The 14,111-nt window shown below is 52.1% G+C and carries 10 protein-coding genes; 4 read left to right on the top strand and 6 right to left on the bottom strand.

Going from position 1 to position 14,111, the window contains the following annotated elements; genetic code table 11:
• Positions 1-4: 4 nt before the first annotated feature.
• Positions 5-2,605 carry an MMPL family transporter gene (locus RHOLA_RS01335; protein ID WP_038501859.1) on the bottom strand — a complete coding sequence of 867 codons (2,601 nt, stop codon included), beginning with the start codon at positions 2,603-2,605 and terminating at the stop codon, positions 5-7.
• A gap of 124 nt (positions 2,606-2,729) precedes the next feature.
• On the opposite strand from RHOLA_RS01335, the gene RHOLA_RS01330 reads away from it, so the two are divergent.
• The gene (locus RHOLA_RS01330) at positions 2,730-4,388 is read left to right on the top strand and encodes a glycoside hydrolase family 13 protein (RefSeq protein WP_038501857.1); all 1,659 of its coding nucleotides are present in this window, start codon (positions 2,730-2,732) and stop codon (positions 4,386-4,388) included.
• A 76-nt stretch (positions 4,389-4,464) separates the two neighbouring features.
• Here RHOLA_RS01330 and RHOLA_RS01325 read toward each other — a convergent pair whose 3' ends face one another.
• From RHOLA_RS01325 to RHOLA_RS01315, 3 genes are all read right to left on the bottom strand, one after another.
• On the bottom strand, positions 4,465-5,703 hold the full coding sequence (locus RHOLA_RS01325; RefSeq protein ID WP_084321317.1) for a sugar ABC transporter permease: 1,239 nt from the start codon (positions 5,701-5,703) through the stop codon (positions 4,465-4,467).
• The gene (locus RHOLA_RS01320) at positions 5,703-6,452 is read right to left on the bottom strand and encodes an ATP-binding cassette domain-containing protein (protein WP_038501854.1); all 750 of its coding nucleotides are present in this window, start codon (positions 6,450-6,452) and stop codon (positions 5,703-5,705) included. The genes RHOLA_RS01325 and RHOLA_RS01320 overlap by 1 nt, the downstream gene beginning before the upstream one ends.
• A gap of 87 nt (positions 6,453-6,539) precedes the next feature.
• The gene (locus RHOLA_RS01315) at positions 6,540-7,580 is read right to left on the bottom strand and encodes a sugar ABC transporter substrate-binding protein (protein WP_038501853.1); all 1,041 of its coding nucleotides are present in this window, start codon (positions 7,578-7,580) and stop codon (positions 6,540-6,542) included.
• 326 nt (positions 7,581-7,906) lie between these two features.
• Between RHOLA_RS01315 and gndA the strand changes: the two genes are divergently transcribed.
• Genes gndA through RHOLA_RS01300 form a run of 3 tightly spaced genes read left to right on the top strand, consistent with a single transcriptional unit; the run spans position 7,907 to position 11,217 of the window.
• Positions 7,907-9,352 (top strand): NADP-dependent phosphogluconate dehydrogenase, encoded by a 1,446-nt coding sequence (gene gndA / locus RHOLA_RS01310; protein ID WP_038501851.1) that lies wholly within the window; start codon positions 7,907-7,909, stop codon positions 9,350-9,352.
• Positions 9,353-9,373: 21 nt separating this feature from the next.
• A complete protein-coding gene (locus tag RHOLA_RS01305; protein ID WP_038501849.1) occupies positions 9,374-10,294 on the top strand; it encodes a DMT family transporter in 921 nt (306 codons plus the stop codon).
• Entirely contained in the window at positions 10,291-11,217 is a 927-nt protein-coding gene (locus tag RHOLA_RS01300) for a DMT family transporter (protein WP_051636165.1), read from the top strand. The genes RHOLA_RS01305 and RHOLA_RS01300 overlap by 4 nt, the downstream gene beginning before the upstream one ends.
• Here RHOLA_RS01300 and RHOLA_RS01295 read toward each other — a convergent pair.
• Both RHOLA_RS01295 and RHOLA_RS01290 read right to left on the bottom strand, forming a co-directional pair.
• The gene (locus RHOLA_RS01295; protein ID WP_051636164.1) at positions 11,138-12,844 is read right to left on the bottom strand and encodes a GMC family oxidoreductase N-terminal domain-containing protein; all 1,707 of its coding nucleotides are present in this window, start codon (positions 12,842-12,844) and stop codon (positions 11,138-11,140) included. The genes RHOLA_RS01300 and RHOLA_RS01295 overlap by 80 nt on opposite strands.
• A complete protein-coding gene (locus RHOLA_RS01290) occupies positions 12,845-14,068 on the bottom strand; it encodes an ROK family protein (protein ID WP_051636163.1) in 1,224 nt (407 codons plus the stop codon).
• Positions 14,069-14,111 lie beyond the last annotated feature (43 nt).

Raw genomic sequence — 14,111 nt, 5'->3', positions numbered from 1 at the left:
AGCTTTAGTGCAGTTGCTTTCCCTCGAGTTTAGTTCCCTCAACATCAACGTCAGGAAGGATGCGATCTAGCCACTTTGGAATCCACCAGGTTGCCTTGCCAAAGATCGTCATGGCCGCTGGCACCAGCAGCATGCGAACCAGGAAGGCATCGGCTAGCACGCCAACAGCCAATCCAAATCCCATTGGTCGAATCATGGTCAAGTGTGAAAATGCGAATCCACCAAACACTGTGATCATGATCAGCGCCGCAGCCACCACTACGGCACGGCTCAGGCGAATTCCATAATTCACCGATGCATTTGTGTCTTTGCCGTGGCTATATGCCTCGCGCATTCCTGAGACTAGGAACAGCTGGTAGTCCATAGCTAGACCAAACAAAATTCCAATCAAGAAAATTGGCAAGAAGCTAAGCACCGGCCCCGGAGTTGTGACTCCAAACCAATCGGCAATCCAACCCCATTGATAAACCGCAACCACGGAACCAAAGGTGGCAAAAATTGTTAGCAGGAAGCCACCAGCTGCGATCAACGGAATCAAAATGGAACGGAAAACCAAAATCAAAAGCAACATAGATAGCAACAGCACGGTACCTAGATACAGTGGCAAAACATCGGCAATTTTCTTTGAGATGTCTATGTTTGTTGCCGTGATTCCGGTTACTCCAAGCTCGCCCACCTGGTCTGACTCAAATTTATCTCCAAGAGCACGAATGTCGTAAACCAATGTTTCGGTTTCTTCACTAGAAGGATCAACCGATGGCACAACCTGGAACAACAACGTCTTCTTGTCATCAGAGATTGCAGCGGGTACCACCGCGGCTACATTTTCTAATTCAAAAAGTTCAGTAGCAACCTTTGCCTGCAGGGCAAGTTTGTCATCTTCACTCACCGCGTTTTCTAGCGTGAGCACGGCTGGAATCTGCGCATTGAAGCCAGGGCCAAATGCTTCACTAGTGATCGTGTAGGCCTTGAACGCTGAGGATTCTCGTTCTTCGGCGGAACCATCCGGCAGCCCCAAACGCATTGACGATGCCGGAATCGCTGCAATGCCAAGAACGGCTACCACGGTGAGCAACGCAATCCAAGGGTGCTTATTTGCCCAAACGGGCTTGCCGGCGTTCTTTGGCTCGGCGTTTTCTTGGAAATGAGTTCCTTCGGCTACCGCAGAACGCTCCTTTTTAGAGAGGATGCGGTTGCCCACCAACGAAAGGATTGCCGGTGTTCCAGTAATTGCAATCGCCACAGATACGGCAATAGACAGTGAACCCATCGATCCCATCAAGCCAACAAAATCAATTCCGGTTAGGTTCAACGCAGCTAGAGCAATGATCACGGTGATGCCGGCGAAAAGCACAGCGTTACCAGATGTGCCGGTGGCAAGCGCGATTGACTCGCGCAGCTCAACGCCAGCCTTAAGTTGGCGACGGTGACGGTTCAAAATAAACAGCGCGTAGTCAATACCTACAGCCAGACCCAACATGACTCCAAGAACTGGAGTGGTGGAACTCATTTCAATCACCGATGACAGGGCAAAGGTAACCGCACCGGACACACCCACACCAATCACCGCCAGGATCAGAGGCAGACCAGCCCCAATAAAAGTGCCAAGCATGATGAAAAGCACAATGGCCGCAATTACCAGGCCAACTATTTCGCCGACGCCAAGAATGCCTTCAACGGAACGAAGTAGATCCTGTGAAAACTCAATGTTCACACCAGGGATGTTTGCCTCTTTGAGAAAATCCACCACGGCCATCTTGGTTGGCTCTTCTAGCTCGGCACCCGGCTTATCGAATTGAACGGTTGCCAGGGCTACCGAACCATCATTTGATACGGTGCCAAAGTTTTTACTAACTTTCAAAAGTTGATCGGCCAGTTCAAGATCGGCCTTGCCGGTCACCAGATCATCGGCACTAGATACCAGCTTTGCTTCAGCCTCAACCAGTTTGCCTTGACCGGCAACAATCGCAGCGCGTTGCTTTTTGATTTCGGCAAAGCCACCGGCAATCTGGGCACGCTGTGCGATTAGTGCATCAACCTGGGCCTGCGGTGCGCCGGCAGCTTGAGCCTGCGCAATTCCGGCTTCAAGTTGCGCCGACTGAGTCTTTAGTTTTGCCTCGGCCGCATCTAGTTTCTTAATTCCGTCGCTGAGTTTGGTTTTGTTCGATGCGATCTCAACCTTGCCGTCGGCGATGGCTTTTTCACCGTCGGTAATTTTCTTCCAGCCATCTGCAACATCTGCTCGCTGAGAGTTGATTTCCTCTTCAACGGTGAAGGGGTTGATGATGTCGGAAACGCCGTCGAGAGTGAGCACACCCTCAAGAGCGGCGGTGATGGCCGCACGGTCATCGGTGTTTAATTTTGAACCGTCAGCCTTCTGAAAAATTACCTGACCGGAGCCGCGGCTAGCCTCAGGGAAGCTCTTCTTCAACTGCTCGATAACCACCTGTGAAGGCACGCCGTTGATTGACATGCTTGAGGTGAATTTGCCACCCGCGGTCAACGCGGCGCCACCGGCAGCCGCCAAAATGATGACCCAGGCCAAAACAACAAACCAGGCGCGACGGGCAGAAAAATTACCTAGACGGTAGAGCAGTGAGGCCATGTGAAGTGAGCAACTTTCATAAATTGCGGGGAAACCCGATAGAAGTTACAACCCTATCGGGGTCAATTTTCATCCCTAAACCTGCGATATTGTGTACCTATTACTTAGAAGCAGGGGCTTTTGCATGGCTGAATACACATTTCTCAAGGGTGACCAAAACTGGTGGCGTCAGGCCGTTATTTACCAGATCTACCCACGGAGCTTTGCCGATGGCAATGGTGACGGGATTGGCGACCTAAATGGAATCATCAGCCGAGTGCCTTACCTAAAAAGTCTGGGTATTGACGCGGTATGGATGAGCCCGTTCTACCCGTCGCAACTGGCCGACGGCGGCTACGACGTTGACGACTACCGCAACATTGACCCAAGAATTGGCACCCTGGCCGAGTTTGACCAACTGATTGAAGAGCTGCACAAAAATGGCATTCGGCTGATTGCAGACCTGGTGCCAAACCACTCCGGCGATCAGCACGTATGGTTCCAGGCTGCCCTCAAGGCGGCTCCGGGCTCACCAGAGCGCAACCGATACATCTTTAGAGATGGCAAGGGTGAAAATGGCGAGATTCGCCCATCCGAGTTGGCCAGCCACTTTGGCCCAACCGCTTGGACCCGAATCACAGAACCAGACGGCACCCCGGGTCAGTGGTACATGCACCTTTTTGCCAAGGAGCAGCCGGACTGGAACTGGGACAACCAAGAGGTTCGCGAAGACTTTCTGAAGACCCTAAGGTTCTGGAGCGATCGCGGCGTTGATGGCTACCGTGTTGACGTGGCACACGCATTGGTGAAGGACTTAAAGAATGGTCACCTGCCAGAGCGTCAATCTTTTGACGTCAAGGTCATGAAAGACGATGGCACCGATGATTTGTTCGACCGCGACGAGGTGCACGAAATTTACGCCTCTTGGCGCGAGGTGTTCAACGAATACGACCCGCCTCGCATGGCGGTTGCAGAAGCCTGGGTGCACGCAAACCGTAGACCGGCTTATGCCAGCACTGAGGGGCTGGGTCAAAGTTTCAACTTTGATATGTTGGGCGCCGGTTGGCGACCAAAGAAGGTGCGCGAGATTGCCGACTACAACCTAACCGCTGCCAAGAAATCTGGCAGCAGCACCACCTGGGTGCTTTCGAACCACGACATCATTCGTCACGCAACTCGTTTTGCTTTTCCAATGGTCAGCGACTTTGCTGGCTGGTACAAAGCAAATCGTTTCACTGCAAAACCAGACATTGAACTTGGCACTGCCCGCGCGAATTCAATGACGATGTTGTTACTTGCCCTGCCTGGTTCCACCTACATTTACCAAGGTGAAGAACTTGCCTTGCAAGAGGTTTTGGATATCCCAGCCGAAGACATGCAGGATCCACAGTTCTTCCGCAACCCGGAGCTAGGTCTAAGTCGCGATGGTTGCCGCGTGCCACTGCCTTGGACCAAAACAGGTTCCTCGTTTGGTTTTGGTAGCGGTGGTTCGCACTTGCCGCAACCTTCTTGGTACGGCTCGGTTTCAGTTGAAACTCAGGATGGTGTGCAGGGTTCAACGCTTGAGCTGTACCGCAAGCTAATTAATCTGCGAAAGCAATTGCAAACCAGCGAAGAAATCACCTGGCACAGAAACTGGTTTGCGCCAAAGCTGCTGCACTTTAGCCGCCCGGGTGGCTGGCACTGCGTCACAAACTTTGGCAACAAGCCGGTGAAGCTTCCTGCTGGCGAAGTTCTAGCCAGCTCTCAACCGCTAAGCGATGGCAAATTGCCTGCCAACACCACAGCCTGGATTAGGGCCTAAGTCTTAGGGTCTAGAGCCAATAAAAAAATCCCCACCCGGAATTGGTTTCTGAGTGGGGATTTCTTATGGCTTATTTTTAGGTCCTGGTTAGCGAACCACCACTGCGCTTTCTAGCAAGTGCGTCTGCGGTAGCAGCAATTGTTAGAACCGAACCGGTAATGATGTAGGCAATACCCGCTGGCATTCCTAGCAGACCCAAACCGTTGTCGATAATCGCAATTACAAATGCACCGATAGCTGCGTGAACCAAACGACCGCGACCACCGAAGAGGCTAACGCCACCAACAACCGCGGCAGCAACACCGGAAAGCACGATGGCACGACCTGCTGAAGACTCAACATTTCCGATTCGGCTGACGTTGAATACACCGGAAACCATTGCAAGTACGGAACAGATCATGAACGCGGTGATGCGAATCTTGGCAACCTTGATACCGGCACGACGCGCAGCCTCAGGGTTTCCACCAACCGCATACATGTAGCGACCAAACTTTGTGCGGTCCAGCATGAAAGTACCGATGAACAAAATCAACAGCGCAATTGGGATAACGGTAGGCACACCCTCGATGCGGTTAGTTGCGACCAGTGATCGTGGCAGGTTCAAAATGGCCACACCAATTCCACCCAAAACGGTGATTCCAGCAACCTTGATGAAAAGCAGTGAAAGTGGGCGGGTTGGTAGGTTTGCACGAACGCGGCGGCCGCGATCCCAAAGACCCATGGCAAGGGTTAGGCCAACACAAATGGCAAGCATTGCCCAGCCACCCCAGAGCGGCAGGTTAGTGTTCATGACCGCTTTAATTTCTGGAACCTCAAGGCGCAAGATTCCACCATCGCCAAGGATGATTAGCATCACACCGGGGAAAGCTAGGTACAGTGCAAGCGAAATTACGAAGGATGGAACACCAATCTTGGCCACGAAGTAACCCAGCACCCAACCGGTGGCAAGTGCAAAGACAAATGCCAGCGCCAGAGCAAGTAGCCATGGTGTGCCCTCAAGATGCATCTTCACAAAAATCGCCATACCGGTACCGGCAGTCACACCAGCTGATAGGTCAATCTCACCCAGCATCAGCACGAATACCAGCGCCGCAGCAATCATCATCAGAGTCGCAGCCTGAGTGAACAGGTTGGCGAAGTTGATTGGTGTCAAGAAGTAAGGCGAAAGCGATGCGAACAAGGTCATCAGCAGAATCAAAGCACCGATAGCGGGCAATGCACCCATCTCGCCGCTCTTTAGTCGTGAGCCATATGCCTTGATCTGATCAAGGGCCGAGCCCTCGTGACCAGTATTAATTGTGATGTTGTCAGACATTATGCTTTTTCCTTTTGGGTCTTAAGTCCGGTGATGTAACCAATGATCTCGTTGTGATTGGTCTTCTTGGTTTCCAACTGCGCGACCATGGTGCCTAGGTAAAGCACTGCAATGTCATCTGCAACCTGGAACACGTCGTGCAGGTTGTGGCTAATCATGATTACCGCGATTCCCTTGTCAGCCAGGCGACGAACCAGATTCAATACCTGCTCTGTTTGCGCAACACCAAGGGCTGCTGTTGGCTCATCGAGAATTACCACCTTGGCGTCACGCAATACAGAACGTGCAATAGCCACGGTCTGTCGCTGACCACCAGATAGCGACGAAACTTTTTGGCGAACTGACTTTACAGTTCTAACTGATAGAGATTGCAGCGCCTTTGCTGCGGCAAATTCCATAGCAGATTCATCTAGCGTGAACTGCTGCAGTTCCTCGCGACCCAGAAACATGTTTTGAACGATGTCTAGGTTTTCGCAAAGAGCTAGGTCTTGGTAAACAACCTCAATACCCAAGGCTGAGGAAATTCGTGGGGTGGTTAGTGAGACTTCTTCGCCTTCAAACTTAACGCTGCCCTCGTCGTACCATTGAACACCGGCCAGGCCCTTGATTAGGGTTGACTTACCAGCACCGTTGTCACCAACTAGGGCGGTCACGCGGCCCGGGTAAACCTTAAGGTCAACGCCTTTTAGGACGTCGACAGGTCCAAAGCTCTTTTTTACTCCTGAGAGTTCAATCAACGGCTTGCTCACTTGCAAACTCCAATTCTTATTTTTGAAATTTAGACGATTCTGGGCGCCAGCCAAAGACTGGCGCCCAGAACCCTTACTACTTAGTTTTTACTTAACGCCGTACTTCTCACATGCAGCTGCAACTTCTGCAGTACAGAGAGCTTCAACAGTCGCGTCTCCAGCTGCTACAACATCCTTTACGGTGTCAGCAGTGATAGAGATTGGGTCGATTGTTACGAAAGGTACGCCATCGTTGCTCTTTGTGGTTGGGTATGTCTCACCAGCAAAGATTGCCTTGATAACTTCTAGAGCCTTTGCTACCTCAAGGGTGAATGGCTTGTAAACGGTACCGTACTGCTTGCCTAGAAGAACGTTCTGTAGACCTGCAATCGATGCGTCCTGGCCTGATACAGGAACGGTTAGACCGTTCTTGTCTAGAACCTGGATGATTGATGCTGCGTTGTTGTCGTTTGGAGCAAGAACGGCGTCAACCTTACCCTTTACAGCAGTGAATGCCTGCTCGAATAGAGTTCCAGCCTTTGCGCCATCCCATGTACCTTCCATGGTGAAAGCAGCCTTTGCGCCAGCAGCGTCAAGAACGCCTAGAGCACCGTCAAGGAACATCTTTGCGTTACCGTCAGTTGGGTCACCTGAACCGTAAATGATGCTTGCGGTCTTGATGTCCTTGCCAGCAGCAGCTAGACCATCAACGATCATCTGACCCTGTAGAGCACCAACGGTCTCGTTGTCGAATGATACGTAGTAGTCAGCGCCCGCGATTGGACGGTCGTATGCGATTACTGGAACGCCAGCAGCCTTTGCCTTTTCAGCAACTGCTACACCTGCACCCTGTAGGTCAACCAACAACATAACTCCACAGCCCTTTGTAAGCTGTGCGTCTGAAATGGTTGCGTACTTAGCTGGGTCGTTCTGAGCGTTCTGGATGTCAGCTTCGAAACCTGCTTCTGCAAGGCCCTTCTCAAGAGCTGGACGGTCGCCTGGCTCCCAGCGAGTTCCTGAATCAGCGTCTGGAAGAATTACACAAGCGCGAGTTGAGCCAGCAGGTGCTGATTCAGCTGCACAACCTGAGAGACCTAGAACTGCTACCGCTGCAAAAGCGGTCATGGTGATCAATGAAGATTTCTTCATTTCATACCCTTTCTAATGTGGTTGGTTTACCGCGCTGAACATCGTCATCCCCCGCGGTTAGCCCATGATTACATGCGGCTTAGGTATATGTTCCTGAAAACAACAAATACAAGCAAACTGAAAAGCCGGTTTTTCGCTAACGCTTCGATAACGCTATCTAATCGTTATAAATTTGTTTGCCAATACAACAAATAGGTAACGAACGGCATCCGCCTTCGGCCAGCCAGCCGGTCTAGGCACTCGAACTTTATGCGATATTGTTGTTTCTAGGTCCACGCAACGAAGCCTCGGCCAAACAACCTCTCACCTATCTCTAGGAATGAATCATGACTAAGGCAAACATCGGTGTTGTTGGGCTCGCTGTAATGGGCTCGAACCTGGCTCGCAACTTGGCCAGCCGAGAAGGCAACACAGTTGCTGTTTACAACCGCTCATACGAGCGCACCGAACTTCTAATCACTGAGCACCCAGAGGCTGGCTTCATCGCCGCCGCCGACATCGATGCTTTCGTTGCATCTTTGGCCAAGCCACGCACCGCAATCATCATGGTGCAAGCCGGAAAAGGCACCGACGCCGTTATCTCACAGCTGACCGAAAGATTTGAACCAGGCGACATTATTGTTGACGGCGGCAACGCCCTATTCACCGACACCATTCGTCGCGAAAAAGAAGTTTCAGCTAAGGGCATCAACTTTGTAGGCGCAGGAATTTCCGGTGGAGAAGAAGGCGCACTAAAGGGACCTTCGATCATGCCTGGCGGTTCTGCCGAGGCCTACAAAACTCTTGGCCCAATCCTTGCTTCAATCGCGGCAATCGCCGAGGGCGAGCCATGCGTAACTCACGTGGGCACCGATGGCGCCGGTCACTTTGTGAAGATGATTCACAACGGTATTGAGTACGCCGACATGCAGTTGATCGCCGAGGCCTACGACATTCTTCGTCACGCCGGTGGCTACTCACCCGCCGAAATTGCCGAGATCTTTGAAGAGTGGAACAAGGGCGACCTTGAGTCATTCCTAATTGAAATCACCGCTGAAGTTCTAAAGCAGGTTGATGCCAAGACCGGCAAGCCACTGGTTGATGTAATTCTTGACCAGGCCGGCTCAAAGGGAACCGGTGTTTGGACCGTGCAGACTGCACTGAACCTAGGTACCCCGGTATCAGGAATTGCCGAAGCGGTATTCGCTCGTTCACTTTCATCTCAGGCTTCACAGCGCGCAGCCGTTGACGGATTGCCAGCTGATGCAACCAAGTGGTCAGTTTCTGACAAGGCTGCATTTGTTGAAGACGTTCGCCGTGCGCTTTACGCGTCAAAGTTGGTTGCTTACTCTCAGGGCTTCGATGCGATTCGCGCCGGCGCCAAGGAATACAACTGGAACATCAACCTAGGTGCCGTTTCAAAGATTTGGCGTGGTGGTTGCATCATTCGTGCGCAGTTCCTAAACCGAATCGCTGACGCCTATGACAAAAACGCCAACCTAGAGTCACTTATCTTTGACCCATTCTTCAAACAGGCTGTAGCTACATCGGTGTCTTCATGGCGCCAAGTAGTTGCCAATGCATCGCTCGCCGGAATTCCGGTTCCAGCCTTTGCATCGTCACTTTCTTACTACGATGGCTTGCGTTCACCGCGCCTATCGGCCGCTTTGGTGCAGGGACAGCGCGACTTCTTTGGTGCCCACACCTACAAGCGCGTAGACATGGAAGGCACCTTCCACACCCTTTGGTCGGGCGACCGATCAGAGGTTGAACAGGCTCCTTCTACCCACTAAATCAAGATGTAGGCTCGAATAATGAGCCAAGCAAAGACGACCTCCTGGATCTACAAGTTCCTTCTTTTGGGAACGATCTGGGGGTCGTCTTTTCTATTTATCTCGTTTGGGCTTGATGCCTTGACCCCAACCGGAATCGCCTTTTGGCGATCTGCTATCGGTGCCCTGACTCTGCTGCTGGTTTTGCTGGTGCTGCGCATCAAACTAGTTAGGGGCTGGTCTGCCTGGGTAAAGCTCTGGATAGCCGGACTGTTTATGTCGGCAATGCCGGCCGTGCTTTTTGGCTACGCCCAGCAACACGTAACCAGTGCACTCGCGGCGATTCTCAACGCCTCAACTCCTATTTTTACGGTCATCGCAATTCTGATTGCGTTTAGAGCAGAGAAGCCCAAGCCGGAGGTTTTGGTTGGCCTAGCGGTTGGCTTGCTGGGAGTTTTTGTAGTTCTTGGAATCTGGGATGGCTTTGGCGAAAACGAACCGCTGGCTATCGGCGCACTGATTCTTGCGGTGACCTGCTACGGAATTGGCAGCCCGTTTCTTCGCAAGTATGTGGAGCCACTGAACCTAAAACCAGAGGCGGCAGTTTTTGGTCAGGTACTAACCTCGGCCATCACCCTGTTGCCCTTCTACCTAACCGGTGCTCTTTTTGTTGGACCGTTGGGTTTCAGCTCGGTGGCTTCAATGTTGGCACTTGGCATTTTAGGAACCGGCTTGGCCTACGTGATGTATTACCGACTGCTCGCACAGGTTGGCAGTGCAATCGGCTCGGCGGTGACCTACATGTCTCCAATCGTCGGCGTAATTCTTGGTGTGCTGCTGCTGGGTGAACAAATCACCTGGAACGAGCCGATTGGTGCGGCTGTCATTTTGTTTGGTGCCGCAGTGGCACAGGGTCGAATAAGACTGGGTCGAATTGAACTCAAACGGGATGTAAAAAATTGAACCAGCCAAAACGTGGACTGAGTTCTGTAGATATAGCGATTCTTGGCGCCGCCTTGGTTTGGGGCGGCAGCTACCTTGCCTCTCGAGAGCTAACTCACTTCGCCAGCCTCTGGGGCATGATGGCAATACGTTTCGTACTCGCCGGGGTAATCCTGTATCTGATTAGAGCATTCAAACCGGTCAAGTTCACCAAGATGGATGTGATTTCTTCACTCGGCATCGCGGTAACTCTGGCCACAGTTATGACTGTTGAGACCACCGGAATCTATCTGACCTCGGCAACTAACTCTGGCTTGATTATTTCGCTGTCGATTCTTTTCACACCCATAATCGAAGGTCTGGTTTCTAAATTCTGGATGCCGCGAATGTTTTACGTTTCGGCCATCGGCGCGATTATCGGGGTGGCGATTTTGATCAGCGGAAATGGTTTCACAGAGCCAAATCTTGGTGACCTGCTAATGATTGTGGCTGCGGCTTTGCGCGCGGTGCACACGGTTTCACAGAGCTACTTCACCCACGGCAAATTCACCAAGGGTAAGCCGGTTGACACCACCAACGTCACTATTCTGCAGTTGATTTTTGCTGGTCTGTTTTTCTTAGTGCTTGACCCAATCGGAACCGTTGATGCGGCCGTGACCTATGGCGCTCGCGAGTGGATGCTGATGGGCACGCTGGTGTTGTTTAGCACCGTCTACGGATTCATAGTGATGCTTTGGGCGATCAGAAAAACTAGCGCTTCCAGAGTTGCTCTGCTTCAGGGCACCGAGCCAATCTGGGCAGTGGTGATTGCAGTGGTTATTGGCGGCGAGCTAATGAACGCTATTGGTTGGCTGGGCGGCGCGATTATTGTGGCTGCGTGCTACTGGGGTCTTGGAATCGAGAACCGTGCACGCGAGGCGCGCGCTTTAACACCGGCCACCTAGCCTGGGTTGGTCGAACAAAACCAAACTTGAAACCAAGTGGGGTGCGGGCATCGGCCTCACCCCGGTTTGGCCAGTGTGCTGCGGCCCATTCCGCTTGCGCAGCAATACTCAGCGACGGGTTCACCCCCGGATTAGCCGACAGTGTTGACCCATCCCAAATGTGAAGCCCCGGCACGCCAAATACTCTGAGGTAAGGGTCTACCACCCCGCTATTTTCATCAGCACCGATAACCGCCCCGCCCAAGAAGTGTGCGGTTAGTGGAATGCCGAATGGCTCGCCAACAACAGCCCCGGGAGTTCCGTTGATTTCGGCGGCGATGTCACGGGCAAATTCGTGACCCACGGGAACCCAACTTGGATTGACCTCGCCATAACCCTGCCGAGAGGTTAACTTTTTTGTGAAAAATTTACTGCGCTTCAAATAAGTGGTCAGCGAATTATCGCGCGACTGCATAACCAACAAAATCAAAGTGCGTTCCGGCCAGGTGCGCAGGTTGTAAAAGTTTGGCAACCGCAAAACATTCTTAAACGTTGCTTTCACTAGTCGACCAAAGTTTGGTGATTCACCGTTGGCGCCTGAGGCCAGCACCGATTGCAACAACCCCATGAAACCACTGCCCTTGCCGTAGCGAACTGGCTCAATGTGGGTGTGAGCATCAGGAAACACCGATGACGTGATTGCCGAGCCCGCAGTGAAATCATGGTCATTCTTTTTTGCCACCACACCCAGCAGGCTTTCAGAATTTGTGCGACTGAGTTCGCCCAGCTTTTTGCTGATGCCCGGTAAGCCGCCGCGGTCGCGGGACTTCTGCAAGAGTTTGGCGCTGCCGAGGGCTCCGGCGGCCACAATGACCTGTGGCACGTGAATGCTTTGTGGCCTAGATTTTCCGGCAAGTGATGTTCGCCTAAGTTTTAGTTCAAAGCCGCCATCGGTGAGTTTTTGAATGTGCGAGACGGTGGTCAGATCCCAAACTTCGGCGCCGGCGTTCTCAGCAAGGTAAAGATAATTTTTGACCAGGGTATTTTTAGCCCCGTGCCGACAACCGGTCATGCACTCACCGCAATTGATGCACCCGGTTCTGCGCGGACCATTACCGTCAAAGTATGGGTCACGCACCTCTTTACCCGCTTCACCAAAGTAGATACCAAGCGGTGCCATTTGGAAAGTGTTTTCAACGCCGCGATCTTTGGCTACTTTTTTGAGCACCAAGTCAGCTGGGCTGAAAAATGGATTCACCTGCACACCAAGCATTCGCTCGGCGATGTCGTAATAGGGATTCAGCAGTGACTGCCAGTCGGCAATCTGCGCCCACGAACCGGTATTGAAAAAATCATTAGGTGGACGGTAAAGAGTGTTGGCGTAAACCAGCGAACCGCCACCTACCCCGGCACCTGACATCACCAAGACATTTTTTAGAAAGTCAATTCGCTGGATGCCCAGCATGCCAAGTTTTGGAAAAAACAAAAAGCGCTTGAGATCAAAAGAGTTTTTGGCAAACTGGTGATCTTCAAAACGAGCGCCCGCTTCAATCACCAGTACTCGGTAGCCCTTCTCTGTCAGTCGCAGCGCAGCAACAGAGCCACCAAAGCCGGAGCCAATTACGGCAACATCAAAGCCGACGGTCATTTACGGCTTCGCTGCCTTGGCTTTAGCCGGGTACAGTTGCGTGCCAGATGGGCTGGCGGTCAACTCACTGAACGGCAGCAGGGCCGCACCAATCATCAGCAAATCAGAACCTAAGCCACCGGTGCGCAAAACCACGCGCTCGTTGGCGGCCGCAAGTGAATTGGCCTTGATGCCACTAATCAAACGTTCAGAGTCAAACTCAAAAAGTCCACCCAGGAATCCATCCAGCACGATTACCTCTGGGTTGAATATGTTTACAAAATTTCCAAGCGCCGCTGCCAAGCCATCAATTTGAGTTTCAATTAACTTCTTGGCCTTAGCCGCTTTGGTTCTGCTCATTTCCAAAAGCAGCTCATCATCGGTGGCCGCGTAAAGTTTGAAGACTTCAAGCAAATCATCGCGACGCACAAGTGCCTCCAGCGTTCCTTCAAGACCTGAATAATCTTTGGCGTTGCTGGTTGATATTCGCACGTGTCCCAACTCACCCGCATAACCTGCCGCGCCGCGCAACTGAATGCCGTCAACAACCACGCCGCCACCAATACCTCCGGAACCGGCGAATAGATAGACCACATCAGAGAAACCTTTTGCATTTCCGTAGATACGCTCGGCAACGCAACCAAGTGAGGCATCGTTGTCAACATAAACCGGAAGACCCGTAATTTGTCTCAGCATTGGGCCAAACGGAAACTCAACCCAACCCAGGTGCGGGGCCAAACGAATTACGCCATCGGCGACTCTGACTTGACCGGGAATTGCAACACCGATTCCCACTATGCGCGTGCCGGGCTTGAGATCTTTACGAAAGTCTGCGATCAGTTCTGCCGCAATTGATACAGCCTTCTCTGGCTTAGTTAGGTTGGTGGTCACAAAACGCTTTTTTGCAATTACCGCTCCAGAGAATGTCACCGTGGCCACGGTCACGGCATCGACATCGGTGTTGACTGAAAAGGCCACCACCTGATCGCTGGCGGAAACCTGCAGGCTTGGTCGCCCAACTCCGTTTGCTGAGGCCTCAGTCTCATAGACCAAACCCAGCCCCTCAAGCTCAGAAACTAGGTCAGAAATTGTTGAGCGGTTAAGGCCAGAGCTGGTGGTTAGCTGAGCGCGTGACACAGTCTGGGACTGGTGAATCATCTTCAACAAAGCAGACAGGTTGTGCTGGCGCACGTCATCGCGGTTTTGCCCCAGCGTCTTAGATGCCTGATTGTCTAGGTTCAGCATGTTTACAAATCTACATTCACTAATCTTTGCGAGGTTACGAAAT

This window comes from Rhodoluna lacicola (assembly GCF_000699505.1).
Classification (GTDB): domain Bacteria; phylum Actinomycetota; class Actinomycetes; order Actinomycetales; family Microbacteriaceae; genus Rhodoluna; species Rhodoluna lacicola.
Note: the sequence above shows the minus strand (reverse complement) of the source record. Positions and strands in the feature narration are given on the sequence as shown.

What these genes read in the sequence shown, in the direction of transcription:
- gndA (WP_038501851.1), top strand. Translation starts at nt 7,907, where the DNA reads ATGACTAAGGCAAACATCGGTGTTGTTGGGCTCGCTGTAATGGGCTCG.
- RHOLA_RS01330 (WP_038501857.1), top strand. Translation starts at nt 2,730, where the DNA reads ATGGCTGAATACACATTTCTCAAGGGTGACCAAAACTGGTGGCGTCAG.
- RHOLA_RS01315 (WP_038501853.1), bottom strand. Translation starts at nt 7,580, where the DNA reads ATGAAGAAATCTTCATTGATCACCATGACCGCTTTTGCAGCGGTAGCA.
- RHOLA_RS01290 (WP_051636163.1), bottom strand. Translation starts at nt 14,068, where the DNA reads ATGCTGAACCTAGACAATCAGGCATCTAAGACGCTGGGGCAAAACCGC.
- RHOLA_RS01295 (WP_051636164.1), bottom strand. Translation starts at nt 12,844, where the DNA reads ATGACCGTCGGCTTTGATGTTGCCGTAATTGGCTCCGGCTTTGGTGGC.
- RHOLA_RS01325 (WP_084321317.1), bottom strand. Translation starts at nt 5,703, where the DNA reads ATGTCTGACAACATCACAATTAATACTGGTCACGAGGGCTCGGCCCTT.
- RHOLA_RS01305 (WP_038501849.1), top strand. Translation starts at nt 9,374, where the DNA reads ATGAGCCAAGCAAAGACGACCTCCTGGATCTACAAGTTCCTTCTTTTG.
- RHOLA_RS01335 (WP_038501859.1), bottom strand. Translation starts at nt 2,605, where the DNA reads ATGGCCTCACTGCTCTACCGTCTAGGTAATTTTTCTGCCCGTCGCGCC.